Origin of the sequence: Paenibacillus chibensis (assembly GCF_004001045.1) — a bacterium.
In the GTDB taxonomy this organism is placed as follows: Bacteria; Bacillota; Bacilli; order Paenibacillales; family Paenibacillaceae; genus Paenibacillus_AQ; species Paenibacillus_AQ chibensis.
On the sequence record NZ_BIMK01000017.1, the window covers coordinates 150,595 to 176,606 of the forward strand.

29 protein-coding genes are annotated in these 26,012 nt (G+C 54.2%); 12 read left to right on the plus strand and 17 right to left on the minus strand.

Going from position 1 to position 26,012, the window contains the following annotated elements:
* Positions 1-39: 39 nt before the first annotated feature.
* Genes PCH05_RS15215 through PCH05_RS15225 form a run of 3 tightly spaced genes read right to left on the minus strand, consistent with a single transcriptional unit; the run spans position 40 to position 2,586 of the window.
* Positions 40-1,440, minus strand: coding sequence for a DUF4179 domain-containing protein (locus PCH05_RS15215; protein ID WP_164766659.1), 1,401 nt, complete (start codon positions 1,438-1,440; stop codon positions 40-42).
* The gene (locus tag PCH05_RS15220) at positions 1,430-2,098 is read right to left on the minus strand and encodes a sigma-70 family RNA polymerase sigma factor (RefSeq protein WP_371860549.1); all 669 of its coding nucleotides are present in this window, start codon (positions 2,096-2,098) and stop codon (positions 1,430-1,432) included. Before PCH05_RS15220 ends, PCH05_RS15215 begins: the two co-directional genes overlap by 11 nt.
* 47 nt (positions 2,099-2,145) lie before the next feature.
* Entirely contained in the window at positions 2,146-2,586 is a 441-nt protein-coding gene (locus tag PCH05_RS15225; protein WP_127603320.1) for an RrF2 family transcriptional regulator, read from the minus strand.
* Between the two features lie 387 nt (positions 2,587-2,973).
* Between PCH05_RS15225 and PCH05_RS15230 the strand changes: the two genes are divergently transcribed.
* Positions 2,974-3,876, plus strand: a complete 903-nt coding sequence (locus tag PCH05_RS15230) for a putative RNA methyltransferase (RefSeq protein WP_164766660.1) — start codon at positions 2,974-2,976, stop codon at positions 3,874-3,876.
* Positions 3,877-3,996: 120 nt separating this feature from the next.
* Here the strand turns inward: PCH05_RS15230 and dhaK are convergent, their stop codons facing one another.
* Both dhaK and PCH05_RS15240 read right to left on the minus strand, forming a co-directional pair.
* Positions 3,997-5,754: a dihydroxyacetone kinase subunit DhaK gene (gene dhaK / locus PCH05_RS15235; protein WP_127603324.1), complete on the minus strand. Its 1,758-nt coding sequence runs from the start codon at positions 5,752-5,754 to the stop codon at positions 3,997-3,999.
* 12 nt (positions 5,755-5,766) lie between these two features.
* Positions 5,767-6,894 (minus strand): glycerol dehydrogenase, encoded by a 1,128-nt coding sequence (locus tag PCH05_RS15240; RefSeq protein WP_127603326.1) that lies wholly within the window; start codon positions 6,892-6,894, stop codon positions 5,767-5,769.
* A gap of 234 nt (positions 6,895-7,128) precedes the next feature.
* On the opposite strand from PCH05_RS15240, the gene PCH05_RS15245 reads away from it, so the two are divergent.
* Complete coding sequence (locus PCH05_RS15245; protein ID WP_127603328.1) at positions 7,129-8,169, plus strand: PocR ligand-binding domain-containing protein; 1,041 nt, start codon at positions 7,129-7,131, stop codon at positions 8,167-8,169.
* A 230-nt stretch (positions 8,170-8,399) separates the two neighbouring features.
* Here the strand turns inward: PCH05_RS15245 and PCH05_RS15250 are convergent, their stop codons facing one another.
* Entirely contained in the window at positions 8,400-9,938 is a 1,539-nt protein-coding gene (locus PCH05_RS15250) for a DUF4179 domain-containing protein (protein ID WP_127603330.1), read from the minus strand.
* The gene (locus PCH05_RS15255) at positions 9,886-10,491 is read right to left on the minus strand and encodes an RNA polymerase sigma factor (protein WP_127603332.1); all 606 of its coding nucleotides are present in this window, start codon (positions 10,489-10,491) and stop codon (positions 9,886-9,888) included. The genes PCH05_RS15250 and PCH05_RS15255 overlap by 53 nt, the downstream gene beginning before the upstream one ends.
* A 373-nt stretch (positions 10,492-10,864) precedes the next feature.
* Here PCH05_RS15255 and PCH05_RS15260 point away from each other — a divergent pair, with 373 nt between their 5' ends.
* The 5 genes from PCH05_RS15260 (at position 10,865) to PCH05_RS15280 (ending at position 14,987) form a co-directional block, all read left to right on the plus strand.
* Positions 10,865-11,581, plus strand: a complete 717-nt coding sequence (locus tag PCH05_RS15260) for an MBL fold metallo-hydrolase (protein WP_127603334.1) — start codon at positions 10,865-10,867, stop codon at positions 11,579-11,581.
* Position 11,582: 1 nt separating this feature from the next.
* Positions 11,583-12,152, plus strand: coding sequence for a TetR/AcrR family transcriptional regulator (locus PCH05_RS15265; RefSeq protein WP_127603337.1), 570 nt, complete (start codon positions 11,583-11,585; stop codon positions 12,150-12,152).
* 104 nt (positions 12,153-12,256) lie between these two features.
* Positions 12,257-12,793, plus strand: coding sequence for a CcdC family protein (locus PCH05_RS15270; protein ID WP_127603339.1), 537 nt, complete (start codon positions 12,257-12,259; stop codon positions 12,791-12,793).
* A gap of 527 nt (positions 12,794-13,320) precedes the next feature.
* A complete protein-coding gene (locus tag PCH05_RS15275; protein WP_371860550.1) occupies positions 13,321-13,773 on the plus strand; it encodes a helical membrane plugin domain-containing protein in 453 nt (150 codons plus the stop codon).
* Between the two features lie 35 nt (positions 13,774-13,808).
* Entirely contained in the window at positions 13,809-14,987 is a 1,179-nt protein-coding gene (locus PCH05_RS15280; RefSeq protein WP_127603343.1) for an NAD(P)/FAD-dependent oxidoreductase, read from the plus strand.
* Between the two features lie 84 nt (positions 14,988-15,071).
* Here the strand turns inward: PCH05_RS15280 and PCH05_RS15285 are convergent, their stop codons facing one another.
* From PCH05_RS15285 to PCH05_RS15295, 3 genes are all read right to left on the minus strand, one after another.
* The gene (locus tag PCH05_RS15285; RefSeq protein WP_164766661.1) at positions 15,072-16,982 is read right to left on the minus strand and encodes an FUSC family protein; all 1,911 of its coding nucleotides are present in this window, start codon (positions 16,980-16,982) and stop codon (positions 15,072-15,074) included.
* 242 nt (positions 16,983-17,224) lie between these two features.
* Complete coding sequence (locus PCH05_RS15290) at positions 17,225-17,677, minus strand: V4R domain-containing protein (protein ID WP_127603347.1); 453 nt, start codon at positions 17,675-17,677, stop codon at positions 17,225-17,227.
* A gap of 20 nt (positions 17,678-17,697) precedes the next feature.
* Positions 17,698-17,946 carry a ferredoxin gene (locus PCH05_RS15295; RefSeq protein WP_127603349.1) on the minus strand — a complete coding sequence of 83 codons (249 nt, stop codon included), beginning with the start codon at positions 17,944-17,946 and terminating at the stop codon, positions 17,698-17,700.
* A 242-nt stretch (positions 17,947-18,188) separates the two neighbouring features.
* Between PCH05_RS15295 and PCH05_RS15300 the strand changes: the two genes are divergently transcribed.
* The 3 genes from PCH05_RS15300 to PCH05_RS15310 all read left to right on the plus strand — a co-directional run bounded on the left by PCH05_RS15300 (position 18,189) and on the right by PCH05_RS15310 (position 19,911).
* Positions 18,189-18,467 (plus strand): hypothetical protein, encoded by a 279-nt coding sequence (locus PCH05_RS15300; protein ID WP_127603351.1) that lies wholly within the window; start codon positions 18,189-18,191, stop codon positions 18,465-18,467.
* A gap of 128 nt (positions 18,468-18,595) precedes the next feature.
* Entirely contained in the window at positions 18,596-19,564 is a 969-nt protein-coding gene (locus PCH05_RS15305; protein WP_127603354.1) for an L-lactate dehydrogenase, read from the plus strand.
* 53 nt (positions 19,565-19,617) lie between these two features.
* Complete coding sequence (locus PCH05_RS15310) at positions 19,618-19,911, plus strand: hypothetical protein (RefSeq protein ID WP_127603356.1); 294 nt, start codon at positions 19,618-19,620, stop codon at positions 19,909-19,911.
* 24 nt (positions 19,912-19,935) lie between these two features.
* On the opposite strand, the gene PCH05_RS15315 is transcribed toward PCH05_RS15310, so the two are convergent.
* The 5 genes from PCH05_RS15315 to PCH05_RS15335 form a co-directional block, all read right to left on the minus strand.
* Positions 19,936-20,700, minus strand: coding sequence for a class I SAM-dependent methyltransferase (locus tag PCH05_RS15315; RefSeq protein ID WP_127603358.1), 765 nt, complete (start codon positions 20,698-20,700; stop codon positions 19,936-19,938).
* 19 nt (positions 20,701-20,719) lie between these two features.
* Complete coding sequence (locus PCH05_RS15320) at positions 20,720-22,222, minus strand: amidase family protein (RefSeq protein ID WP_127603359.1); 1,503 nt, start codon at positions 22,220-22,222, stop codon at positions 20,720-20,722.
* A gap of 49 nt (positions 22,223-22,271) precedes the next feature.
* On the minus strand, positions 22,272-22,661 hold the full coding sequence (locus tag PCH05_RS15325; RefSeq protein ID WP_127603361.1) for a DUF4440 domain-containing protein: 390 nt from the start codon (positions 22,659-22,661) through the stop codon (positions 22,272-22,274).
* A 108-nt stretch (positions 22,662-22,769) separates the two neighbouring features.
* Positions 22,770-23,183, minus strand: a complete 414-nt coding sequence (locus tag PCH05_RS15330; protein WP_127603363.1) for a VOC family protein — start codon at positions 23,181-23,183, stop codon at positions 22,770-22,772.
* Positions 23,184-23,215: 32 nt separating this feature from the next.
* Positions 23,216-23,914: a Type 1 glutamine amidotransferase-like domain-containing protein gene (locus PCH05_RS15335; RefSeq protein WP_127603365.1), complete on the minus strand. Its 699-nt coding sequence runs from the start codon at positions 23,912-23,914 to the stop codon at positions 23,216-23,218.
* Between the two features lie 118 nt (positions 23,915-24,032).
* Between PCH05_RS15335 and PCH05_RS27305 the strand changes: the two genes are divergently transcribed.
* The gene (locus PCH05_RS27305) at positions 24,033-24,191 is read left to right on the plus strand and encodes a hypothetical protein (protein ID WP_164766662.1); all 159 of its coding nucleotides are present in this window, start codon (positions 24,033-24,035) and stop codon (positions 24,189-24,191) included.
* Between the two features lie 272 nt (positions 24,192-24,463).
* The gene (locus tag PCH05_RS15340) at positions 24,464-24,880 is read left to right on the plus strand and encodes a GNAT family N-acetyltransferase (RefSeq protein ID WP_127603367.1); all 417 of its coding nucleotides are present in this window, start codon (positions 24,464-24,466) and stop codon (positions 24,878-24,880) included.
* A gap of 100 nt (positions 24,881-24,980) precedes the next feature.
* On the opposite strand, the gene PCH05_RS15345 is transcribed toward PCH05_RS15340, so the two are convergent.
* Positions 24,981-25,481 carry an NUDIX domain-containing protein gene (locus PCH05_RS15345; RefSeq protein WP_246049602.1) on the minus strand — a complete coding sequence of 167 codons (501 nt, stop codon included), beginning with the start codon at positions 25,479-25,481 and terminating at the stop codon, positions 24,981-24,983.
* A 31-nt stretch (positions 25,482-25,512) separates the two neighbouring features.
* Positions 25,513-25,959 carry a hypothetical protein gene (locus tag PCH05_RS15350; protein WP_127603371.1) on the minus strand — a complete coding sequence of 149 codons (447 nt, stop codon included), beginning with the start codon at positions 25,957-25,959 and terminating at the stop codon, positions 25,513-25,515.
* Between the last annotated feature and the right edge of the window lie 53 nt (positions 25,960-26,012).

Here is a 26,012-nt window from a genome sequence, read left to right on the forward strand (position 1 = left end):
GACGAACAGCCACCGGTCTGTTTTGCTGTTTCAGCCACCTTACTTTTGAAGGGTAATACTGAACGGGTTCTTCAAAATTTCACCGGGGTACTCCGTCAGTTCAAACGTAAGCGGCTGCGGGTAGGAACGGTTTTCGATGTCGAAATAATACTCGTCCCTGCCCATGGCCCCATTGCTCCGCCAGCCCTCATGAATGGATTGTCCGTCATCAGGGAGTGTATGCTTCATCCCTTTTCCGTCCGTAAACGTATGCTCGACTCTCATATTCTGGTTAACAAGAGGATCCATGCGTTGAAAGGCTGACGTAATCCGCAGGTACCCATTTTCCTCATTCACGCTTGGCAGTTGGATTCTCCCGTCGGGGGCGCTGACGATCTTCTTCTTCTTCGTATCCACCACCAGCTTCATGCTGCCTTCAAACTTCGTTTCGACCATATTGCCATGCAGCTCGAGCAAATCGCCTTGGACATAGTCGGGCGCATAATAGCCTATCCCCCATTCCCCCTCCTCCAGGTTTAGATCCTCTAGATTCAGAAATTGATCCTTGGCATCGTTTTTCGTATACAGCGACCAATCGGAAAGTGCCGAAATTTGTTTCGTGTTTGACGGGTCGAGGGCTACGTTGACGTATAAGCGCTGCGGAACTTGGACTACGCTAGTCACTTTCAGCTTTTGCCCTTCAAAATCAAGCGTTTTATCTAAGTTCACCCTGCGCTCCAGTTCCGCGAGCCTGTTCGTATCCACGGGAACCTTGACCTCAAGAAACTTCCGGTCCCCGGTCGATTCACCGTTATACCATTTGCCCGCAAAATAAAATTCATCGGGCAGCTTTTCGCTTCCGCTCAAATCGTAGACCAAGATGTCATGATATTCTTTCCCGTCATAAATGCCGTTCAGTTTGCTCGGCTCATGTATAAACCGTTTAAATTTCAGCTTGTCATAGCTGGCATCAAACAATCCTGTTCCATCCGGATCCGGTATAATCCGGCCGCCATATTCGCTTTTGGACGTATAAAACAACACGAGATGCTTCCGGTCGGTAAGGATCCCGTCGACGGTAACCAGGTATCCTTCATATGCGGCTGTCTTTCCGACGGACTGGTACTTCCCTTGATCCAGCGCCTCGCGCAGCAGCCCCTTGTCTCCTGCCAGCTGGTTTACGTACGCGGGAATCCGGCTGTTTGCCGTATGCACCGCGCCTGCTCCGGAGCGGTCTCCAAAGAGCGAATCCGGTGCGTAAACCGCTGCCCCAGCCAGAAGGAGTATGGCGGCCGCAGAGGCGAATGCGACCTTGCTCAGCTGCCGCTGCTTCCTGGCTTTCTTTCCCTGTATCAATCCGTTTCTCAGCGCTGCGTCGAGCCGCTGTTCAGACACTCGCCGCTCCGCAATCGCCGCCGGCTCATAATACTGCTTAAGCATTCGTTCCTGTTCATCGACCAAGGTAAAGCTCACCTCCTGCATTCATCTTGCCTCGCAGCTGCTTTAAGCCTTGATGAAGCCATGTCTTCACGGTGCCTTCCGGTTTATCCAGGACCTTGGCAATTTCGGTTAGCGTCATATCCTGAAAATATTTCAGCATCAGCACATGCCTGTACTTCGGCTTCAGCCGCAGCATGGCTTGATGCAGATCAAGCCTGCTGTCGCTGACCATTTCGGCCGCGGTGCGTTCATCCTTGTCACGGATCAATGGCAGCGTGCGCTTTCGGTGCTGCTGTTCATCGATGCAGCAGCGGATGAGAATGCGGATGATCCAGCTGTCGAACGCCGCAGGCTCCTTCAGCTTGCCGCATTTCATCCAAGCCCTGCATACGGTTTCCTGCACCGCTTCCAGCGCGTCAGCCTCGCTGCCCAAATAGCTGAAAGCGATGCCGTACAGCTTTCTCTTTAATCCGGAAACCAGCGCATAAAACGCTTCTTCATCTCCTTGGCATGCAGCGGCGGAAAGTATAGGATCGCTCATAGGTCGGCCCCTTCCCTGCTGTTTCACCGGTCGGTGAAAAATGGTGATGCCCATCAAATCCGTTTCGGCCAAGCTGTCGCCATGAATTTGATATATATAAGACAGCGCAGGGCGATAAACGGTTTTATTTTTGTGCATGAAAAAAACAGCCCCTTGTTCCGGAAGCTGTTTCGCATGATGTCTATTCAGTTCAAACCGGCTCCGCCGTTCTCGGCTTCCTCAATCTGGCGTTTGACGTCCTTCATCGTAATGCCGTCAAGATATCGCTCGAGCGCCGATTCCCCGCCGCTGTATATTTGATCCATGATCCCTTGAATGTTAGCCGCAACCTCGCACGGCAGCTCTTCACCGCCGGAGCACCAGCCCGGCTTCAGGGAGCCTTCGGCAAGCAGTCGATACAAGTCCCCGAGTGTCGCGTTCTCCATCCCCGGATTCAGCAGATATCCGCCGCCGACCCCTTCCTTCGTCGCCACATACCCATGCTTGCGCAGCAGGCCAAGCACCTTGCGAATGCGGGCGGGATGCGTGCAGACACTCTTCGCGATCTCCTCGCTGTTAGCCATATGATCCTTTTTTAAGCTAAGAAGGGTTAAACAATGGACGGCAATGTTAAACTCACTATTCATTTTCGCTCCTCCTTATACTGTAATTATATGGTTAACAGTTGGGAATGTCAACCGGAGGCGATGCTATTTTACGTTGATGCCGGGGGTTCAGTTCCTGTGATCAGGCCTTAATGAATACTATTGTAACTCCCTATAGGTAAGATTAACCTCGCCTCTCGTGATTTTATCCTGAATCGGGATTGCGTTACAATAGAATGGAGAGGAATTCCCTCCAACTTACCCGGGCAAGGAGATGAAAACATCATCATGATCCACTTCATTCGGTTGCGTTAAGGAAAGGTGCAGATTGAAATAGCCCGGCTGCTTTTTTAGAAAATCCCAGCCACAGGGTTATTTAGCTGCGCCTTTTTCCATTCGCAAATCAACGAATGAATGAGGTGTTTGACATTGTCCAAAAAAGAACATGCCATACAGCGTGCGGGCTTGATGGCCCGTTACGATGATATATTCCGCTGCCCGGTCTGCTCCCTGCCTATGAAAATGAAGAACGGGCACAGCCTCTCCTGTACGGCGGAGCACAGCTTCGATCTGTCCAGGGACGGTTATATCCACCTGCTGCCGAACGCGAAAGCTTCCAAGTATGACAAGGAGCTGTTTGAGGCACGCCGGCTCATTAACGGAAGCGGTTATTTTGACCCTTTAATGGATGCATTAACTACGGGGGTGCAGGAGTGCATGCTCGATCCCTCCTCCTCGCAGCCGTTCTCCATACTCGATGCCGGCTGCGGCGAAGGGTCACACCTGGCCAGCCTGCTTCATAAGCTGCGGCGCAGCTCGCAGCGGGACATCCTTGCAGCGGGTGCGGATTCATCCAAGCCGGGGATTGCGCTGGCTGCCAAGGGCAGCGCCCCGGTGATCTGGTGCGTGGCCGATCTGACCCGCAGCCCGTTTCGGGATCATACCTTCGATATCATTACGAACGTACTGTCCCCGTCTAATTATGAGGAATTCAAACGGCTGCTGGTACCGGGCGGCATGCTTGTGAAGATTATTCCGGGACCGGAATATTTGCAGGAATTCAGGCAGTTCCTGTACACCCCCTCTTCACCGAAGCAGGCAGAGGCCGTAGAGGAAACAGCTGTCCTGTTCGCCAGGCATTTTCCGGGCATGAAGCAGCAGCGCATCCGGTATGAAGCCGAGCTGAGCCAGCCGCATCTGGAGGCGATGCTCAAGATGACGCCATTATCCTGGCATGCGCCGGAGGAGAGAACTCAGCTGCTGCTGGCAGGGCCATCGTTAACGGTGACGTTTGATTTTACAATTTTATGGGGTGAACATTTAAACGCATAAAATAAACCGATGCCCTTTGCCCTCTTACGATATTCATTCAAATAGCTCCTTCCGTAATGATTCAAACACATAAAAGGGCCGCATGTTCATCTCGTGAACATGCGGCCTTTCGTTTCGAACCTAGTGAAGCGCCTGCGACAATTCGGTGAATATCACGCCAAGCGCATGCGCTCCGGCATCCGGATACCCGATGCTCCGCTCTCCGACCGTACCCGCCCGGCCCATTCGGGCCACGATAGACGCGGTCTTGCGGGCGCCTTCCACAGCCGCTTCGGCGGCCTGGATGCCTGCCTGTTTCAGCATTATGCCTTCACGGGCCGCGGCTTCCCATGCCTCGGCATAAGGCACGAGGGCATCAATCAGCGTCTTGTCGCCGACAACGGCTCCTCTTCCGAAGGATCGCTCGCCCGTATCCTGAATGCCTTGGACGACAGCGCTCATCATCTCCGCGATTTCCGTCACGGACAGCTCCTTCTTCGCTCCTGCATATTTGCCGGCTGCGCGGAAGGCCGAGCCCCAAATCGGTCCGGAAGCACCGCCGCAGTGCTCCATGATGATCAGGGAGCAGGCATCCAGAAACGCCCCCAAATCCTCCGCCTGGGCAGTGATTTCATTCCATTCCGCCTTCAGCTGCTTGAAGCCCTTGGCTACGCTCATCCCAAAGTCGCCGTCGCCTGCATGGGAATCCAGCTCGCAGAACGGAATTTCATTCTCTATGATGATGCTGCTCATCCGATCGATCAGGTACATCATATTGTTCAGTGACAGCTTTCCGCCCTGAAGGGCAGCATACTCTTCGCTCATCACGGCTTGCACAGCCCCCGCGTCCTCATCTGCTTTCTCAGCAGCCGCCTCGGTATCATTCACCGGCGCAAGCGGTCCGCGGATCGACAGTGCAGGCGTGTCGCATGGTTCGCCAAGCAGCCGCTTGAGCTGATCATCCAGCTTCAGGATGGAGAGCGAAGCTCCCGCCATGTCGATGCTCGTCATGTAATTGCCTACTAGTACTTTCAAGACGGTGACATTCCGGGCCTTTAACTCTCTCATGACGGCGTTGTTCAGCAGATATAGCTCCTGCAGCGGCGTTCCGCCGAAGCCGTTGACGAGCACCGCCACTTCCTGAGCGGCCTCTTCGCTGATGTGCAGGCTCGCGAGCAGCTCCGTCACCATCCGCGCCGCCAGCTCGTCGGCCGAAATCAGCTTCTCGCGCCGGATTCCCGGCTCGCCATGGATACCGACGCCATATTCCATCTCCTGCTCCCCGATGGAGAAGGTCGGGGTACCTTTGGCCGGTACCGTGCAAGAGGTGAAAGCAAAGCCGATGCTCTTGACGTTGTCGACCGCATGCTGGGCCGCAGACTTCACCTCATCCAGGGACATGCCCAGTTCGGCGGCAGCGCCGGCGATTTTGTGGACGAGGACCGTTCCCGCCACGCCTCTTCGGCCGACGGTATACAAGCTGTCCTCTACGGCAATGTCATCGTCGACCTTGACGTAATCGACCTGAATGCCATCCTCGGAGGCGAGATGCGCCGCATTTTTAAAATTCATGATATCGCCGCTGTAATTCTTAATGATCAGCAGCGTTCCCTTTTCGCTCGCGGATGACCGGATCGCTTGGTATACCTGGATCTGTGACGGGGATGCAAACACGTCGCCGCAGACGGCAACATCCAGCATCCCCGATCCCACAAAACCGGCATGGGCAGGCTCATGGCCGCTGCCCCCGCCGCTGATCAGCGTGACCTTTTGCGGTTGGATCTGCTTTTTCTTGATGATTTTATGCTTGCTGTTGAATTCCAGCTCCGGATGCGCCATAACGAAGCCATTGCACATCTCACGAACGAGCGTCTCCGGTTGGTTCATGATTTTTTTCATTTCATCGCATCCTTATTTTTGTTTGAATTTCCGGCCGAGTTGGTCCGCTACAACGATCGCTGCGGCCACGGCTTCCTCCGTGATCGGCAGCGGCATTGCATGAATGGATTCCTCGGGAATGCAGGCCGTCTGTGCGACTTTGGCCAGCTCCTCCTCTGTCATGCTATCCACGCCGATGTCGGCGAGGCATACCGGCAGGCCTACGGCTGCGCAAAATTCCAGCACCTCGTTCAGCTCGGATACCGGCGCGTTCTCCAGCACCAATTGCGCGATCGTGCTGAAGGCAACCTTCTCCCCGTGGAAATAATGGTGGGTGCCTTCAAGCGCCGTCAGACCGTTATGGATCGCATGGGCTGCCGCCAGGCCGCCGCTTTCAAAACCGAGACCGGACAGCAGAATGTTGGTCTCGATAATGTTCTCGAGCGCTGGCGTCACCTGATTGCTGTCGCAGGCGATTTTCGCGTTCACGCCGTCTTCCAGCAGCGTTTCGTAGCACAGCTTGGCCAGCGCGAGCGCAGCCTTGGTCCCCCGGGCTGCCGGTGCTGCGCCTGCATGCACGCCGCATGGCAGTCCTGCGTTGACTTTCGTAAAGGAGCGCGAAGTGGCTCTGGCTTCAAAGTATGTGGACAGGGCGTCTCCCATGCCGGATACGAGAAAACGGGTCGGTGCATTCGCGATTACCGTCGTATCGATCATCACCACGCTTGGACTCTGCTTGAAGTAAGCATAATCCTCAAACGCCCCATCGTTTGTGTAGATGACCGCCGAATGGCTGGTCGGCGCATCCGTGGCCGCAATCGTCGGCACGATGATCAGCGCGTCGCCTTCCGCCACGCATTTCGCCGTATCAATCGCTTTGCCTCCGCCAAGTCCGATCGTGCAGGAGCATTTCTTCTCCTCGGCCAATGCCTTCAGCCGCTGTACCTCTTCGCGGGAGCACTCGCCCCGGAATCCGCTTTCAACCAGCGTCACCTGAAACTTCGCTGCGGTTGCGTCCAGCTTGTCCTTGACCCGCTTCACATCCTCCGGATGGGCAATCAGCAGCGCGGATTCTCCGTAGGTACGAATAAAATACCCCAAATTCAGCAGTTCGTTTTCACCCTGTACATATTTGCTTGGGCTGATAAATGCTTTTCTCATCGTCTCGTTTCCCCTCTCGGTGGTTGTCTATGGCCCATTATACGCGGGTGGTTACGAGGAATTCATGGCACTAAACATCCCTTTTAAAGCGCTTTCCGATAGGATTTTCATGTCTGCAGCTGCTGAAAATTGTACTATCTTGTTCAGTAAAAAGGCATTTTAGTATAATGGAAGGATGAAGCCGGTTCGAAAAGCAGGGATCATCCCTACATCATACGTTATAGAGCGAAGCACATGAACTCACGATACGATTTAAAGAAGATCATGGATATCGATAAATGGCATAAGCTGCAGGATTCGCTCTCCCTGGTCACCAAAATGGCGATCATCACGGTGGACTACAAGGGCGTTCCGGTCACCAAGCACAGCCACTGCCAATCCTTTTGCCAAGCCGTACGCCAAGACGACGCCTTATCCTCCTATTGCCAGAAATGCGATGCCCGGGGAGGGCTGGAAGCCGTCCGTACCAATAAACCCTATGTGTACCAATGCCATTTCGGCATCGTGGACATTGCCATTCCCATCATCATCGACAATCAATATATCGGCGCCATCATGGCCGGTCAGATCAAGCTTCGCGACTCGAATCTGCCGCTGGAGCGAATCGTCACCCGCCCGCCGAATGCAGAAACGGACCGGAAGTTTAACGACCTGCAGCCGGAATACCGCTCTCTGCCCGTGCTGTCCTCCGAGGAAGTCTCGACCATTGCCGACATGCTCTTTCACCTATGCAACTACATCGTGGAAGAGGCCATCGATAAAAACTCAACGATCGAGCTGTACAAAAAGACGCTGTCACCGGAGCATCCCGGAGCCGATTTCATGCGTCCTGCCGCTCCGACATACGAGCATATCCAGGCGATGCAAAGCGAGCTGTCCAGCACGCTGATCGAGACGAAAATCAAGAACAGCACGGCCAGCGTGTACCGCTCGACGAATTCGCTGCTGCAGCCCGCCTTCGATTATTTGTACCGCCATAAGCATGAAAATATCCGTCTGCACGATATGGCCGCCCTTTGCCACGTCAGCCCCAGCTATTTCAGCCGCGTATTCACGCGGGAAACGGGCGAAAACTTCTCGGTGTTTGTGCCGCGCCTGAAGGTCGAATGGGCCAAGCAGCTGCTCGAGACCACGGACTTGCCCGTCAACCAGATCAGCGACGAGCTCGGGTTTGCCGAGCCGGGGTATTTTATTAAAACCTTCAAGAAATTCGAAAGCCTGACCCCGGCCGTGTACCGGAAAATCTATTCCCGTGAGCATGTGGGCAGCCTGTAAGCCCAAGGGTTGTATGGGCCTGCCATTTAGACCCCCATGCCAACAAGAGTACCTCAAGTCCGGCTAGGCTACCGGAAGAGAGATACTCTTTTGGGGGACTGGTGGTCGAGCTTTAACTTTTGCGGGTGATCGGACTTGACGTTACGGCCTCTCGGAACTCCAGTAGCTCTCCGGATCCACATGTTCGAGTCCCGGAATCGGCTTGCCCATCGGCAGCTTGAAGGACCAGTTCACGTTCGGAACCCATTTGTCGGTGACTTGCGGATCAGCGTGGCCCTTTCCGGTAAAACGGTCATGCCCTGCACGACAAAGCCGGGATCTCCGGAAGCCTCCTGAATTTTGCCCATACGGACCGACCCTCTAAATACCGCCGAATATTCCCTTCCATCCTGATCTCTGACGAACCATTGATCATGCTGAAAAATATTTATGAATCTCCCCGTCATCTCGATCAGCCCGGCAATTTCCGTCTCATTTACTCTGGCGTTCGGGTCATGGCCAACCGTAAACCCGCTTAGCGTAACAACGTCTCCCTGATCCTTGAAAATGACCGGGTGCTCTTTCAGGTCACTTGGTACCAGTTCGACCGAACCGCTGCTGGTCACCGGGATGGTATATCCGTCGAATACGAAGCGCAGCTTTTGGCGGTCATAGGGAAGATAATTAAACGTGTATACCCAGTGCCTTTTACCGTCTTGAAGCACGCTGTCCTGTGCAATCACTCTGGCTCCTCCGAAGACGTTGTTTACGCCTGCAATTTCCTCTCCCTTTTCATTCTCAAAATGGAACATCAGCTGCTGCTGGCTCTCAAGCTCACCCGGCGAGCGTTTTGCGGCTTCAGGACTCAGGGTGGTTGCCATAAACAGGCGTACTCCGCTTGGTGTGCGGACCAGCTTCTCCGTCTGAATCGTCAATCCATCCGGCGTCGTATAGGTTTCATGCAGCGGTGTCGTGATGTTTAGTGCATTGGCTCCGCGAATGTCCGCTTTAAATTTGAAATCCCAGCTTCCCTCCACAACTTTTTCCGACCACGGAATGTGAATGCGATTCACATGCGCCTCGACGACCAACTCATCGGTATGGACTTCCTGCATGAAAGAAATGTTTAGTTTTTCAATGTTGCTCGAGGCCTCCATCCCCCTGATTTGGCCGATCTCATTCCCGTTCTTATCCTTAATATGCAGGCCGCTCCAATCCACCTGATAAATAAGCGGTTTCCCTTGCGGGTCCGTCACCTTCACCCCCATCACAAGCCGGGTGGCATCGGCGACCACTTCGTTGATTTCGATAGTGTAGCCCTTATCCTTCACTTTCACATGGGGATTCTGCACCAGTCCCAGGCTGCGCGCATCCATCATCCCGACGTCCGAGGTTTCCTTCGAAAACATCGACCGCACCCAATCTGCAATGGACGGCTGTGCATACAAAGTCAATGCCATCGCTACGACGAGGAGTGAGGCGATCCACAGGATGCTTTTCTTGAGGGGGCGCAAGTTTCGAATACGCCTCTTGGTTCCGATTGGTGAATAGATTTCCTCCCCCGCGGGCTCAATTTCGATCTGTTCAAGGGAAGCCATCACCTGGTCGGTAAATCCTTCAGGGAGGCGCTCAGCATATAGCAATTCCGTCCATACCCGTTCCTTCTCCTCAGCCGCAGCGAGCAGACTCCGGCATTCCGGGCACATATGAAGATGGAATTCCAGCTCTTCGTCAGCTTTATTTCCAGAGCGAATGTACTCTTTGGTCTGAGCAAGCTTCCAGCATCTCATGCAGCATCCCCTCCTTCTCCTTGAGCTTTTTTCGCAGAGACTTCTTGGCCCGGTGCAGCCGGTTGCGCACCTGATTCACGTCAATGCCGGCCATGTCGGCAATTTCGTCATAGCTTAGTTCGTTCGTGTATCGCAGCAGCAGAATGATGCGGTATTTGTCCGGCAGCTGCTGCAATAACAGCTGTACTTCCCCACCGGTTTCCTTGCGAAGATAAGCGGATTCCGGTGTTTCGGCTTGATGCTGTGCACGGATAAGCATCTCAGCCTCCACCGGCTCGGGTTTTTTTCTCCGCCCCGCATCCTTCATCACGTTCACGGCGATGGCGTACAGCCATGAGGCAAAGCTCGATTCCTCCCTGAAGCCGGCCAGCTTGCGGTATGCTTTCAGAAATGCCTCCTGCGTGTAATCCTGGGCATCCTGCGGACTTGCGCCCAGGCCCCGCAATAAGCCGTATATTTTATTTTTATGCGTATTCACCAGCTGAGCATAGCTCTTCTTGTCGCCAGCCAACACCTGCCTGACCAGCGCAACGTCCTGTGACGGGTCTGCCATAACGATCCTCCCTACTTATCATCTTTCCTTATGTATAGTAGACGGATGTGCGTCGCCGTTTCTCTCGCTTTTCCGCAAAAAAAAGGAGCCCCTCACAAGGAAGGACTCAAAAATCAGATTAGACATATGAAAGGGTTTACAAAACCATTATAGTATGAATATGTCTTTTTGAAAACGCTTTTTTCAATAGTTGCATAGATTCAGAGATTCTTTGAAGATTCATTAGTGAAACATTCGTCTCGCTGAGGACCATCTCCCCGCCCTTGCACTCCTGCCCAAATCCCTCCATCCGGAAAATGACCGGTTGCCAAAACTAATATGATTAGTTATAATACTAATAAGATTAGTTTATCGTTATAGGAGGATGATTATTATGAAAAAAACGACAGTTTATCAGGTGACCCAGCTTTCCTTTCTGCCCCGTCTGTTTCCGGTCAATGTGTATCTGGTTGAAGAGGAGGACGGCCTTACGCTGATTGACGCAGGCATGCCGTTCAGCCTGAAGGGAATTCTGAAGGCAGCGGAATCTTTCGGTAAACCGATCACCCGCATCCTGCTTACCCATGCCCATGGCGACCATATCGGCGCGCTGGATAGCCTGAAGGAAGCCATTCCAACCGCCGAAGTCTATATATCGCGCCGGGACCGGGCGCTTTTGGCCGGAAGCCGCGATCTCGAAGCCGGGGAACCGCAGACGCCGATCAAGGGCAGCGTACCGCAAAACGTACGTACCAAGCCCGATCATCTTCTCGCGGATGGCGACCGCGTCGGCTCGCTTCTGGCTGTCGCAACGCCAGGACATACGCCGGGACATATGGCATTTCTAGATACGCGCAGCCAGGTGCTGATTGCCGGCGATGCATTCCAGGTGCGGGGCGGCGTGGGCGTATCCGGCCATATGCAGCCGCTGTTTCCTTTTCCGGCGATGGCGACGTGGCATAAGGATACTGCCCTGGCAAGCGCACGCCGCCTTGCCAAGCTGCAGCCATCCTGGCTTGCCGTCGGTCACGGGCGGATGCTCGAGCAGCCTCAAAACGCGATGACCCGGGCCATTGAGCGAGCCGAAGCAGCCTTCCGGGAGGCGAAATAAAATGGCCAAAATGGGTCTCGACCGCCAAGCCCTGCTGGTCGCCGCCGCCGAGCTGGCCGATGCCTCCGGCCTCGATTCGCTCACCTTGGCTGCGCTGGCTCAGAAGCTGAACGTGCGCTCCCCTTCTTTATATAATCATGTCAAGGGCCTGCCCGATCTGCGGGCAGCTCTTACAGTTTATTGCCTGCATCTTCTTGTCGAAACAACACGCAACGCCGTCATCGGCAAATCCGGGGATGAAGCGATCCTCAGCTTATGCGAGGCTTACCTCCGTTTTGCCCATACCCGCCCCGGCTTGTATGAAGCCTTTTATAAGATAAACACGCAGCAGGATGAGGAGCTGGATACAGCCAGACGGGAGCTGCTCGATCTCTTTGTACGGATTATGGAGCCTTACCGTCTGGGAGACCGGGAAACGCTGCATGCCATTCGGGGCCTGCGCAGTCTGCTGCACGGATTCGCTACGCTGGAGCAGCATGGCGGCTTTCAGATGGATCTTCCGCTGGATGCCAGCGTTCAATATGTCCTGCGAACCTTTCTGAAAGGAATGCACGCGAATAAAGCGGGCTGATCAGGACAAGATGTCATATGACGTTCAAGTTTACTTCTTGTTGGGTGTGATATAATATAGTTATACGTGATTAATTACATCCTTATTAGAGAGGAGTCTTTAACTTGGCTCATATTAGTCCCTCATATCTTCAAATCGGATCTACCGTGGGGGCTCTGGTTATGGCGCTTTTGGTCATTTTCGTCCGTTTGAAAGCCAGCAACAGACCAGTAACCATTAAAAAAATCATCATTCCGCCGCTGGGCATGTCAACAGGCTTCTTGATGTTTGTGGCGCCTCAGGTTCGGGTTCCATGGCTCTGGGCCCTGCTTGCCTTTCTCATCGGCTGGTTCATATTTTCATATCCGCTGATTCGCAGCACCAAATTCGAGGTCAGCGAAGGCCAGGTTTTCGCCAGACGCTCCAAGAGCTTCGTGGTCATCCTGTTCGCCCTGCTGATCGTCCGTACCGTACTGCATCAAGTGATCGACGAATATGTGTCCATTCCGCAGTCCGGCGCCCTCTTCTTCCTGCTGGCGTTCGGCATGATTCTCCACTGGAGAGTTTTCATGCTGAAGCAATACCGCGTCATCGAAGCATCAGGCGAATTGAACGGTACCCCGCTTCATCCGGAAGTGCCTCATCAGCCGGATGCCAAATAATCGATTTGCCCGTCCATATATTAAACCGTTATCCGTTAGCGATCTCGCCGGAGGCGGTTTTTTTGCGCTCAGAATATCATTTTCAGGCTGGAGGGGAACACTCTTTATTTAAAGAAGCGCCGCATTCATCTAGCGCTACCGGTTGGCCGCCTCTTTTGGTTGCCTATGCATACGGCTCTGCGGATTTGAAGAAGCTATGGAAGAACGGGAACCGGCCGGAACATACGGAAAGGATGCCACCTTTGCTATTGAATTCATCACGTTTTCAGCGTAAAAATAAAGCAAAACTGAGAATTTTGGACCAAGATGCCGTAATCATGTGTAATTCTTCACAATTCGTGACTTCCTTCTAAAATGCCTCATTATCCTTTTCAAGAGCATTATGTTACCATAGGAAATGGTGATTTAGATTCGAGGCTTTTTTCATTCTGAGGAAGGTCTCCAGCTTATAGACCCCTCTGCCCAAAAAGGGTCTATCAGCCCTTTTTTATAATAAAACTAAGCATTGCTGCTTACGCAAAGGAGAAATGGACATGTCAGAAATATCTACTGATGTAACGACTGAACAAGCAAGCAAGCCTGTCAGCCAAGAGCAAAACGATCTGCTGGATCAGCTGCTCAAGCCTGAGGTTCAGGAATCTTTGACTACACTGGTTAACCATCTTCCAAAGCTGACTGAGCTTGTGAATGTATTGACAAAGTCTTATGACTTCGCTCAATCCGTGGCTACCGACAAAACGCTGAAAAGCGATACGGTTGGCGCGATTTCGGAGATGGCTTCCCCGGTCATCAAATCCGCTAAGAACGTTGCAGCAAACGTGATTGAAGCCAAAGACCGCGCTGAAGAGAGTCATGAAGTGATCGGTCTTTTCGGCATTCTCAAATTGCTCAAGGATCCGCAAGCGCAAAAAATGTTCCGTTTCGTGAACGCCTACCTGCAGGTTTCCGCTGAACGCGCGAAAGAACAGGACCAACATTAATTCTCTCAATAACCAGTAAGGACGGAGGAAAAACTATGTCAAAACATATTGTCATTTTGGGTGCAGGATATGGCGGACTTCTCTCTGCTCTGACTTTGCGTAAATATATGAACAAAGATCAGGCGCGCGTAACCGTGGTGAACCAGTATCCGACGCACCAAATCATTACCGAGCTTCACCGCCTGGCGGCAGGCAGCATCGCCGAAAAAGCGATCGCTATGCCTCTTGACAAGCTGTTCAAAGGCAAGGACATCGATCTGAAAATCGCGAAGGTGGATTCTTTCTCGGTAGACAGCAAAGAAATCAAATTGGCTGACGGCTCCAAGCTTTCTTATGACGCTCTCGTGGTTGGTCTTGGCAGCATCACAGCTTACTTCGGTATTCCTGGACTCGACAAATACAGCATGGTTCTGAAATCCGCTGAGGACGCTAACCGCATTCATCAGCATATTGAAGACCGCATCAAAGCTTATTCGCAAACCAAGGATGCTGCGGACGCAACCATCCTCATCGGCGGCGGCGGTTTGACCGGCGTTGAGCTTGTGGGCGAAATTGCCGACATCATGCCGAAGCTGACAGCTAAATACGGCGTGAACCCAGCTGAAATCAAGCTGCTGCTCGTGGAAGCAGGCCCTAAAATCCTGCCTGTGCTTCCTGACCACCTCATCGCCCGTGCAACGGAAAGCCTCGAAAAACGCGGCGTAACCTTCCTGACAGGCTTGCCTGTAACGAACGTGGAAGGTAACGTGATCGATCTGAAGGACGGCCAAAAAATCATCGCCAACACCTTCGTATGGACCGGCGGCGTTCAAGGCAACCCGCTCGTCGGCGAATCCGGTCTTGAAGTAAACCGCGGACGTGCAACCGTCAACGAATTCCTGCAATCCACATCCCATCCGGATGTATTCGTGGCAGGCGACAGCGCTGTTGTATTCGATGCAACCGGCCGTCCATACCCTCCAACCGCTCAAATCGCTTGGCAAATGGGCGAACTGATCGGCTACAACCTGTACGCTTACCTGAATGACAAAGCATACCACACGTTCAGCCCTGTGAACTCTGGTACGCTGGCAAGCCTCGGACGCAAAGACGCTGTAGCAACCGTAGGGGAAAACAACACGTCCCTGAAGGGTCTGCCTGCAACGATGATGAAGGAAGCAAGTAACATCCGTTACCTCTCCCACATCAAAGCATTGTTCACCCTGGCTTACTAATTAAGTCTCATCGATACCAAAATCCCCACCCCCATGTGATTATGGAGGCGGGGATTTTTTGTTGTTGCCATATATCACCTTATCTCATACGGGAGCCGATAAGCTTTTGACGAGCGCGTTCTGCAGCGTAAGCAGCTCCTGCCTCACCTTCGGCGCGAGCGCAAGCGCTGGCACTTCCGGCAGTGCCATGCTGCGCTGCTGCTCTGCGCTTTGTGCCGTTTTCTCGAAGACAAGCAGCAAACCGGCAAGCTCTGTATCGGACAATACGGGCCGGTTCGGCGTCATGGCATAGGAATCCAGCAGGTAGCCGAACTGATCCAGCGCCCATACCACGGGCAGAAGCCGCTGCAGCTCCTCCTCGCTCCTCGGGATTTCCCCGAGGGCCGTCGCGTACACGGTCGTGAGATTCGACAGATTCGTCTTCATGGCCCGCTGCTGACGGCCGCCCTCCGACAGATCAGATCCCGGCTGCTCCGTCAGCAGCTGCGCAGTCAGCTCTGACTGGCTCCGGATTGTCCGGCCCATCAGGTAAGGAATCCGGCTGGAGGCGGATGTTCTGCCCAGCAGCAGCACGCCGATCAAGCCGATCACGCTGCCGGTGATGACATCCACGATCCGGGTTCCCGCAAAGTACGCCACATTATGAATATGCGAGCTGGCTTCCGCCATCAGAAGCGCATTGGGCGTCACGAACAGAATCGCGATCGCGTAATTGCGGACGATCAGCAGCTCGGCAAAAAACGTAAACAGCATGATGGCTAGCGAGATGACAATCCCCTCCGGCCGGGCCCACAAAATCGCACTGGCAATCAGAATGCCGATGATCGTACCGATCGAACGCTGAATGGCCCGGTGATAGGTCGCTACGACCGTTGAGCCGAGCATCACCGAGGCGCAGGACAGTGGCACCCAATAGGAGCGGTTCAGATTAAACGCATGGGCTGCCAGCGCCGCGATCATTAATATGATGCCGAATCTCAGGGACAACAGAAACACGAGCGAGTTTTTGTCAAACGCCCCGAGAAAGATGCTTTTGGCCGGCGTATGAGGGACTCCCCTTCCCTCCCACGCATCTTCCGAGTCCGAATGCTCCCTTAGAATGGATTCAAGCTCCAGGACTGGCCGAAGAAGGCGCTGAAGCTCCCGATCCCGATCCTCCAACTGCCACAAGCCATCCATCGTCGGAATCCTGCCGGAACGAAGCGATTCGGCAGCAGCGCTAACCGCCCGACCCAGCGCCGGCGGGAGCGGCTCCATGCTGCGCTGATTCCATGTATCGGTCTCCTGATAGATGAGGTGAGCCTGCCGGAACATTCTGAGCAGCCGGTGAACCAGGTGGGGATCCCGCCAGGAGCGGCTCTTTCCGGCAAAGGCCGCTTCGGCCTCGACCATGGAAATCAGCGTTTCATGCCTCGCGTTGCTGTATCCCTTCGTTCCGGCTGCATCCAGCAGGGCCGCCAGATTGGCGTACACCCTGCGGATGGCCATGATTTCGGGCGCATGCGGATTCGTCAGCCAGCCGGCCATCGCAATGAGCCATGCCAGTGCTCCGCCCAGAAGCACAAGCATGCTGCGCGGCAGCGCTTCGGCAGGCCCGTTCGGCATGCCGGAGGCGAGCGCGAAGCTGAGGACGAAGAACATCGCGGCCGGTCCTTTGAATTTCAGCGCGCCGAAGATGAAGGTCGCGAGCGCGCCGATCAGCCCGAGCACAACCGCGGACAAGACGGGATACGTTGACAGGAGCGAGCCGCAAAAGACGGAGACGCCGATGCCCAGCATCGTATAAAAAAGCTTCCTTGCCCGTAAAGCATAGGGTTCGGTGAACGCGTACAAATACGTAAAGCCGCCCGTTCCCGCCAGCAAGCCGTAATCAAACCGGCCCAGCATCAGGCCGATGAGCGAGGGCAGTCCGAGACAGATGCCTGCGCTGATGGCCCGGTTCCAGGGCAGCGCCGTTTGCTTAATTTCAAATGCCTGGCGAATGACGGAATGCATGGATGACGCCCTCTGACTTCGCGAGTTCATGCCTTCCCCTTCCTTTCCGAATGCTTCAGCCATTTTGAAAAGGGCAGCTTTACTCGTGGCAGAATGTCCTCCCGCACCGTGTAAAGCTGCCCCTAGCCGCTCTTGCTATGAACAGTATTTCCATATAACGAATCGAGTATAACCCGGCAAAGCGAACGAAGCTCTCGCCGAATAACCTCCTTTTGAACCAGGTATGTACTTCGTGTTGTAGTTCATTGATAGAATTTAAGCTCGTACTCGCAGTGTTCATCGCCGTTCACGTTGCATTTCACTTCCTTCACGGATACCTTGCGCCCTATGATCCGGGTTAACGCCCCCTCCATGATCGCCCCTTCTAGATCGCATACCAGCTTGCCCTCCTGAACAGGCAATCCCTCACAGAAGCAATCCTCCACCGCCACACGCATCGCATGCTCATCCTGATGCACGATGGCCGGGATTCCGATCTTCAGCTCGACGAATAGTTGAAAGAGCTCCTCTACTGTCCGGGCTGGCAGACTTTCGCCGATTTTGCGCCCGATGGTCACCGTCGTATTCTTCCCTCCCATCGGCAGCCCTTCATGCATCCCGATCAGACGGATCGCGCGGAACAGCTCCAGCGGAACCTGGTTGCCCAGTTCCTTTCTATCAATATGTTTCAAATCATTAAATGTAAAGCTTGCCATGTGGATCTCCTCCCATATGTTCATTGTCCCTTTTGGCGGAACGGACAGGTGGACACATGAATGGATGCCGTTGGACATCCCTGCTCCGCTTCGTCCAAGCTGTCCCATTGATCTTCCGGGACTTCTGTAATGCCAAGATTGTGGTCTCCGGGTAAAATGTTCTCAGCCAGCCCCTCATCATCGTAATCAAAGATATCAGGGGCATAGACGCCGCAAGCTCCGCAGGCAATGCAGGTGCTTTTATCCACGAAAGTATAGTTTTTCTTCACCTTCCGTCCTCCTCCTGAACGGCCGGCCGCGGATCCATTCCGCCGTCCTCAACCCTTCCTTTGATGATTTCAGCGTACCATCGCCTGCAACCCACCCTTGTGATTTTCATCACATTATTTTTGTCGGTTCCATGATGAGCATGATTTCCACAACCAAAATTCGTGTTTGTCCGCATGTTCTTAAATTTTGCCCTCCTATATATCCTTAAAAAGGGGTTTATGACGAAAGCAAGGAGGAACGCATGCCAAGGCTTGCAGCAGCGCAGCATACGGAATTTACGGTCTGGGTGTTTACCCGGGCTGAATTGGTCAAGTTCGTGATGGTTGAAATCCTTTTTAGCTCGGCCCTTTATGCAGGTTTGAAACGGGTGAACGGACATGAGGCCATAGCCATTTTGGGCAGCTCGATCGGCACCCACCTGTACAAATATTGGGGGCCGAGGGTAAAATGGCAGGTTTGGCGAAGCGGCAAGCTGCCGCAGCCCCTGCCCTGGGGACAATTGGGAATAGAACGCTCCTGAACCGGATAAGCTGAAGCTGCCGGTTTTATTCGTTTGGGCCGGTTTCCGGCCATAATCAGCCGATTTGATCCGTGGCGGGATTTCCCTGAAGTCCTCGTGTACAATAGGAAAGAAGGAGCGGATGACCTATGAACCGTAAAAGAAGAAGAGTTGCCATCGTAGGCTCCGGCATGGTCGGATCCAGCTGCGCTTACTCCATGATCAATCAGTCGATCTGCGACGAGATCATGATGATTGACCGTACCTATGACCGGGCGCTCGCACAGGCTCTCGATTTATCGCATTGCATCGATTTCACCCATACCCGCACAACGGTCTATGCCGGAACCTATGCGGATTGTTCCGATGTCGACGTCGTTATCCTGACCGCTGGCGCGAACCCGAAGCCGGGGCAGAACCGGATGGACGTGCTGGCGGAGGCGGCGGAAATTACCCGGCAGATCGTAACTCCCATCGTGGAAAGCGGCTTTAACGGAATATTCATTACGGCCGCGAATCCGGTTGATATCGTGACCTACATGATATGGAAGCTGACCGGCTTCCCGCGCCACCGCGTGATCGGGTCCGGTACCTCCATCGATTCCTCCCGCCTCAAAACGCTGCTGTCTGATGTGTTTTCCATCGATCCGCGCAGCGTCAGCGGTTATGCACTGGGCGAGCATGGGGAATCGCAGTTCGTGGCATGGTCGCATGTTACGATCGGCGGCAAGCCGATCCTCGATATTCTGGCGCAGCATCAGGAGCGCTTCAAGCATGTCGATCTGAACGACATTGCCCGCAAAACGAAAGATGCGGGCTGGGAGATTTTCACGCGCAAGGGCTCGACCCATTTCGGGATCGGCAGCGCGATTGCCCATATCACCCGCTCCGTCTTGAACGATGAGCATAAAATAATCGCCGTATCCGCCATACTCGATGGGGAGTACGGCCAATACGGCGTATGCGCCGGCGTACCGGCGATTATTAGCAGTGACGGCATTCAGGAGCTGCTGGAGCTGAAGCTGAACGAAGAAGAAACGAAGCTGTTTAATGAATCTTGCGATTTGATCCGCCGCAACCTCGAAGGGCTGACGCTGGAAACGATCCAAAAAGGCTAACAGCCTTTCGCATCCGGAGGAAATGGGATATACTGGAATAACCACCCAATGGATTGGAGTTGATTCCACTGGTATTCCTTGCAGCAATTTTGGCGATCATCCTCATGGGCGGATTTTATTTTGCCGTCGCTTATTTCGGTTTGAAGTTTTTATACAAAAAGCTGTTTCGCCGGCCCGTCGATCCGATGATTCTGATGGCCGCGATGACGATGGGCGTTTTTCTTATTCTCATCGGGCAGCGCTTATGGTATCACCAGCAGGTGGAAATGACACTGCTGCTACCCCCTATAGCCGTGCTCGGTATCATGGTGCGCCACATTCGAATGCGGAGCCGCCGCAAATCATGAAGCGGCCCCGTCCCATAAGGAGCCTTAACCCGCCTTTCGGCAAATGAAAATCATTTCCGGACTGGTGGAGGTTAACGGCTCCTTTGTCCATCCGCCATATACCTGAATCACCTCAAAGCCGCTTTGCTTCAGCAATCGGAAGGCTTCCTGCGGGTAGGTGTAGCGGATCTGCAGATGGACGTCCTCACGTGATATTTCTTCCCCGCGCCCTTGCTCGGCCGTTATTTTAACTGTCCTGCAGGATAGAAGCTGCGTGATTGCATCATACATTTCCTCATGCTGCTCGGTGACCTGTTGGCCCGAAGCGTTCGAATAATGCTGCTCATAGACTTCAATCCGGCTGAGCTCCTCCAGATTGGGATTACGGGTTCCGAACACAAGCACGCCCTCCGGCTTCAAATGACGGTATACCCCCTGAAGCATGCGTTCCTGATCTTCGTTGGTAAGCAGATGCTGAAACGTATTTCCAACCATAAACATCATGTCATAACTGCGCGGCAGCCTGAGCTCCGTCAAATCCTGCTCATACAGCGGTATGGTTACGCCTGCTTGCTCTGCCTTGCGTGCCGCCAAATCCAGCATGGTCCGGCTGACATCGGCCCCTTCCACAGCAATACCTGCCCCCGCCAGCGGCAGCGCAACCCTGCCCGTACCGCAGCCGAGATCCAGCGCATGCCCGCCGCAACGGCGCGCCCACTCCAGAATCAGCTCGTAATCATTCATGTAGCTTCGTTCCTTGATGTCGTAATCTTCCGGATCATCGTATGGATTTTTGATATTCACTGTCATTCGCCCTACCGCTCCCTGTCTACTCGCCTTCAAGCCGGCTCATCTCCGGCGATACCCGGTGCTTGGTCGCCTGCTCGTATCCGTAAGCGAGCTTGATCAGCACCGGTTCGCTATAGGCTGTTCCGATAAACGTGATGCCTACCGGCCCCTTCGTAATATAGCCTCCGGGCGCAACGACGCCATTCTGCGCATATCCCCCGGGCACGGTAATGACCGGATACCCGGCACGGGCCGCGATATCATCGCCTTCCTCGCACCCGAGAAACAGCAGGGCATCGAGGTTATGCTGCTTCAGCGCGGCATCAATACCCCGTTCCCGCGACATCTCCCTGTTCAAGCGAAGCGCTTCGGCGTATTCCGGCTCTGTCAGCATGCCGCTCGTGGCCTCCGACGCCTCCAGCACATTTTGTCCGTACTTCAGGCACCGCTCGGCATGTTCCTTGTTATAATCGATCACCTCGGCCAGCGTGTGCACCGGAATGCTGGCCGGCAGCGGCGCGAGATAGTCGTTGACGCCTTTTTTGAATTCGTAATGCATCACGCTCCAGTTCCAGTTCGTGTCCTGGCACGGAAGCTCCACCGGATCGACGATCGTCGCGCCTTCGCGGCGCAGCACCTCGATCGCGTCCTCGAGAATGTGCAGCCGGTCAGGATCCAGCCCTTTATAATAAAAACGCGGAATCCCGATCCGGGCCTGCTTAAGAAACGACGCATCCAGAAACGGCGTATAATCGGTTAAACGATGCCCTTCGCTAGCCAGCGTCGCTTCGTCCCGTTCATCCACGCCCGTCATCGCCCCGAGCACAATGGCCGCATCCGTCACGGTTCTGGCCATCGGGCCGGCGGTATCCTGGGTATGGGTAATCGGGATGATGCCGCTGCGGCTGACCAGCCCCACCGTCGGCTTGATGCCCACCAGCATGTTCTGGCTGGCCGGGCTGATGATGGAGCCTGACGTTTCCGTACCGATTGCCGCTGCGGCCAGGTTAGCTGCAACCGCTGCTCCCGAGCCGGAACTGGAGCCGCCGACGAACAACTCGCCCGGGCCGTACGGATTCAGGCATAGACCGCGGCGGGTGCTGTATCCGGACCACATGCCATCCGCCATGAAATTCGCCCACTCGGTCATGTTGGCTTTTCCGAGAAAGACCGCTCCTGCCCTGCGCAGCTGTGCGGCTACAAAAGAGTCATGCGCCGCCGTATGCTCCGCGAGGGCAAGCGTACCTGCGCTGGTATGCAGCGCGTCGCATGTGTCGATATTGTCCTTCAGGAGCAGCGGAATGCCGTGCAGCGGCCCCCGGATTCCTGTATCATACCGTTCATCATCCAGCGCCCTGGCGATGCTGATCGCTTCGGGATTGATCTCGATGATCGATCTCAGCTTGCCGTCATAACGTCCGATCCGCTTAAGATAGACCCGAACCAGCTCCTCTGAGCTGGTCTCCCCCGCCTCCATCGCAGCTTGCATGCTGCGGATATCCGCCTCGACAATCCATTGTTCTATGTTCTCATTCGGTTTCATTCATCCTCACACCCTTCGTATTTAAGTAGAGCGTTGGTGTATGCCGGATTTAGACATTCGCATATTTTTCCATATGCTGCCTGTACAGCTTCCACGCTCCCTGTTCCTTGCGGAATACTTCCATGGCCAATACGCTTGCGACCGTGCTGCCATTCAGGCTGAAGTTCACGATGGCCGAAATAATCAGTTCATTGTCTTCGCGCATATTCCGGGTCAGATCGCTGTACTCCCAGTGCGGCTCCTTGCCCACGTACATGGCCAGCGTCTCGAGATTGTCCGCTTTGTAATGAGATGAGCGGTACACCTCGTAATCCTTGTCCGGATAATAGCCGAAATATCCGATGAAATCATCCGATATCCAAGCATTTACCTCTTCTGCCGTTCCTTCATTGATGACTCTGCGGTACTCCTCGACCGCCGCAACCGCTTCATGAAACACGTAACCACGCTCCTCCCCAGCATCTTTGTCATCATATAAAATAAAATGTCCACCGGCATCCATCAAACCGGCAATGCCTGCGGTATCGATCCGCAGCTTATCTTCCGCTTAAATTCCGTTTGAATGCTGCAAAACGATTCTCCAGCCATCCGGATCGCAAATGGTAATGCCGTTCACGTCCCAATACGGATTCTCGGCCGGTACGGCCGCATACCCCATCTGCTGCAGTCTGCTTGCGATAGCGTCCCGGCTTGCTTGGTCAGGGATGTAAAACACAAGCAGATTGTCCTCCGAAGGCGGAGGCACTGGGGCGGCGTGCTCATGCTGCGTAAACTCCAAATGATAGGCGCTGCCCGGCATGCCGAACATCACGCCGTCATAGCCATGATGATTTTCGAAAGAGCCGATCACCGGAAGCCCGAGCCCTTCCCCGTAAAACTCCTTGATCTTCTCCAACTGGTGCGTCGGCCGGGCGGTGCGGAACTGCACCGCCGGCATGCTGCTGCTCCATGGTTCTTTCATGTATATCCCTCCATTTTTCAGGTGAATGGCAATTATGCTCCCAAATATGCCGGTATCATTTCGGTTTCCCGGATCCCACCGTTCACGTTCTCCACCCGGTAGGCCCGGGCGCCCGGCCGCGAGCTGATCACCTGATGGATCTGCCCGCCGGCGTAATGAATGCCGACGCCATCATCCACCCCGACTCCTCCGCCAATAAGTCCGGTGCTTAACAGCTCGCGAAAGCCGTGTCTATACGCCGGTTCCGCGTCGAAATGCGGACTATGGCTGCCCGGAATGAAGCCAAGCCCCGTGATGGCTTCCGCCCGGCCGGTGTCGTCGCAGCTAACGCCCTGCTCATACCAGCAAATCGAGCCCGCACTGAGCCCGGCCAGAACAACCCCCTGCTCCCATGCTTTGCGCAGGATGCGATCCAATCCCGTTTCGCGCCAGGTCGTCAACAGGAGCTCCGTGTTCCCGCCTCCGACATAAACAATATGTTTGTCCAGGACGTAATCCTCCAAATCAGCGGAAGGCGGCCGGGAAAGCGCAAGATGGAATGGAATGCAGTCATGACTGCCGAAAGCATGCTCGAATCCCTGAATATAGCCCTCCGCATCTCCGCTCGCCGTCGGAATGAAGCATACCTTGGGCGTGCGCGCCGCAGACTGGCGCAGTATGTATTGATCAAGCAGCGGATTATCCGGCTCCATGGAGAAGCCTCCTCCGCCAAGCGCTATAATCTGTTTCAACGTTACCCCTCCAATGATTCCAACCAAGAGCCGGTTTCTTTTCCATATTTCTCAAATTCATCATATCAATATCCCCACCGCGGCGCTATCTCTAGAATGATTATTAAAAATTGTTTCCATGAAAAAAGCCGCCTTGGCAGGCGGCAAGCAGGAACGCGGTCTATCGACGGATGATTTCGTTGAGCCTCATCCGCAGGGCCGGTCCCCAGGCGATCGAAATTCGCTCCGCGACACGGCGGTTCGGAAAGTAGTCGCGGGAAGATACACTTTCTTTTGAGATTCATGAAAGCAGGGCTGCAGCGGCCCGCGCCTACATTGACGATCCCCCCGGCGTCCAGGATCTGCTTGCTGCGGGTTGCTCTCATTTTCTGGTCACGGTCCACGTTGCGTGGCATCGGCCATTCCTCCCAATACATCTCTGTTGACGCTAGATTACCGTTTTCCTATATCCTGTAGTATTTCCCCCTGAAAACCCGTATGCTAAAAGGATATCGCCTTCATCAAAACGTTGAAGGACCATCTCATATTCATAAAGGCAGGGACTTGCTCATGATCATTTATCAGGAACACGTGCACCGTGTAACCGAAGCTTCTTTTGAAAACGGCTTTTTTGACGGCTGGCCTAATCCGCCCTCCATCGCTACATTTATCCGCATTCTCCAGAACTCCACCCATGTGATTCTTGCCGTCGATGATCAGACCGGACGCGTTGTCGGCTTCATCAATGCGTTATCCGACCAGATACTCACGGCTTACATTCCGTTGCTGGAGGTCGTGCCTTCCTATCAGGGCCGGGGGATCGGCAAAGAACTGACCCAGCGCATGCTGGACAAGCTGAAGGAAATATACATGGTCGATCTGCTGTGTGACCCGGATTTGCAGGATTTCTACGCGAACCTCGGCATGCGCAAGGCACAGGGGATGCTGATCCGGAACTATGCGCATCAATCCGGCAAGTTGGAATAATCACTTACATTCTCAGTGGGAATGGCGGGGCCCGCATGACGCTCGCCACTCCCCCCCATTCATTTCTTAGATAGGATATGTACCATACTGCTTCCTTTGCTTACCGCTGCGCTTCCCGATGTAGCGCCTCCTCCAGCACCCGTTTAACTAACCGATGCTCTTGGACGACATGTTCGAATTCTTCCGGCTCCACCCAGATCCGGGACAAGCACTCATACTCGCGCTGAAAGGGATGCACCTCCGAAATATCCATCCGGTAAAACAGCTGATAACCGATCATCGGATACTTTCCGTTCGGATCGAAATGCTCGTCTTCCTCGTGATTGACCTCCATTTTCCCGAGATACACCGCCGTCCCTGTGACGCTGCCTTCCTCCAGCACTTCCCGGTGAAAGGCCTGCTCCGGCGTTTCGCCTGGCTCCACATGCCCTCCCGGCAGATTGAAGCCGCGTCCTTCAACATGCACGGCCAAGACAAGCCCCTGATGCAGGCATATCCCGTGCACACTGGTCACCAGCGCCGTCTCCCGCTGCTCCTCGCCCGGGATCCAGGTCAGCTTAACCTGATGCCCGTTCCAATTTTCGTATATCGATGGATTCATGTGCATCCGTCCTTTCTTCCCTTCGTTGAATTCATAGCCGGGGGGCGTCTACGTCCGGACGTTCGGCTGCCACCCTCTCTGGCACTGGCGCTTCCGCCAGCACATGAATGCTCACCGGGATGCGGGTGAAATGGGTCAGCTTGAACTCCACATTCTGCTCAGCTTGCAGCCGTTCAAGCACCTCGGGCAGATTCACCCGGAGCCGTTTCAGCCTGTTCTCCGTCGTAAGAATGTTCACGGACCGTCCTTCCTTGTTAATGATTTTACCCTCGTAACGATCCTGTCTACGCGTGACCATATCATATACGATGAACAGGAATCCCGCCAGGGAGCCCAGAGCCACAAGGAAGGATATTAAGGCAAGAACAGACGGCTCATGGCGCTGGATGCCGGTCATAATCTGTATGCCGGAAATCCCTGTCAGGTTTAAAGACAAAATCAGTAGAATCGTGAGGTTTTGGTAAGGATGCATGTTCAAATCGGAAACCCTCCCCTGCCATATAAAAATCTCTAGCTTGCTTCCACAAGCCG

Bases quoted from the DNA above. Each gene is read 5' to 3' on its own strand.
- PCH05_RS15240 (WP_127603326.1), bottom strand. From the start codon at position 6,894: ATGAGAAAAGCATTTATCAGCCCAAGCAAATATGTACAGGGTGAAAAC.
- PCH05_RS15250 (WP_127603330.1), bottom strand. From the start codon at position 9,938: ATGAGATGCTGGAAGCTTGCTCAGACCAAAGAGTACATTCGCTCTGGA.
- PCH05_RS15280 (WP_127603343.1), top strand. From the start codon at position 13,809: ATGTCAAAACATATTGTCATTTTGGGTGCAGGATATGGCGGACTTCTC.
- PCH05_RS15315 (WP_127603358.1), bottom strand. From the start codon at position 20,700: ATGACAGTGAATATCAAAAATCCATACGATGATCCGGAAGATTACGAC.
- PCH05_RS27305 (WP_164766662.1), top strand. From the start codon at position 24,033: ATGAAAAAAGCCGCCTTGGCAGGCGGCAAGCAGGAACGCGGTCTATCG.
- PCH05_RS15340 (WP_127603367.1), top strand. From the start codon at position 24,464: ATGATCATTTATCAGGAACACGTGCACCGTGTAACCGAAGCTTCTTTT.
- PCH05_RS15300 (WP_127603351.1), top strand. From the start codon at position 18,189: ATGCCAAGGCTTGCAGCAGCGCAGCATACGGAATTTACGGTCTGGGTG.
- PCH05_RS15275 (WP_371860550.1), top strand. From the start codon at position 13,321: ATGGACATGTCAGAAATATCTACTGATGTAACGACTGAACAAGCAAGC.
- PCH05_RS15220 (WP_371860549.1), bottom strand. From the start codon at position 2,098: ATGCACAAAAATAAAACCGTTTATCGCCCTGCGCTGTCTTATATATAT.
- PCH05_RS15265 (WP_127603337.1), top strand. From the start codon at position 11,583: ATGGCCAAAATGGGTCTCGACCGCCAAGCCCTGCTGGTCGCCGCCGCC.
- dhaK (WP_127603324.1), bottom strand. From the start codon at position 5,754: ATGAAAAAAATCATGAACCAACCGGAGACGCTCGTTCGTGAGATGTGC.
- PCH05_RS15305 (WP_127603354.1), top strand. From the start codon at position 18,596: ATGAACCGTAAAAGAAGAAGAGTTGCCATCGTAGGCTCCGGCATGGTC.
- PCH05_RS15330 (WP_127603363.1), bottom strand. From the start codon at position 23,183: ATGAAAGAACCATGGAGCAGCAGCATGCCGGCGGTGCAGTTCCGCACC.
- PCH05_RS15260 (WP_127603334.1), top strand. From the start codon at position 10,865: ATGAAAAAAACGACAGTTTATCAGGTGACCCAGCTTTCCTTTCTGCCC.
- PCH05_RS15345 (WP_246049602.1), bottom strand. From the start codon at position 25,481: ATGAATCCATCGATATACGAAAATTGGAACGGGCATCAGGTTAAGCTG.
- PCH05_RS15225 (WP_127603320.1), bottom strand. From the start codon at position 2,586: ATGAATAGTGAGTTTAACATTGCCGTCCATTGTTTAACCCTTCTTAGC.
- PCH05_RS15255 (WP_127603332.1), bottom strand. From the start codon at position 10,491: ATGGCAGACCCGTCACAGGACGTTGCGCTGGTCAGGCAGGTGTTGGCT.
- PCH05_RS15290 (WP_127603347.1), bottom strand. From the start codon at position 17,677: ATGGCAAGCTTTACATTTAATGATTTGAAACATATTGATAGAAAGGAA.
- PCH05_RS15285 (WP_164766661.1), bottom strand. From the start codon at position 16,982: ATGCATTCCGTCATTCGCCAGGCATTTGAAATTAAGCAAACGGCGCTG.
- PCH05_RS15320 (WP_127603359.1), bottom strand. From the start codon at position 22,222: ATGAAACCGAATGAGAACATAGAACAATGGATTGTCGAGGCGGATATC.
- PCH05_RS15245 (WP_127603328.1), top strand. From the start codon at position 7,129: ATGAACTCACGATACGATTTAAAGAAGATCATGGATATCGATAAATGG.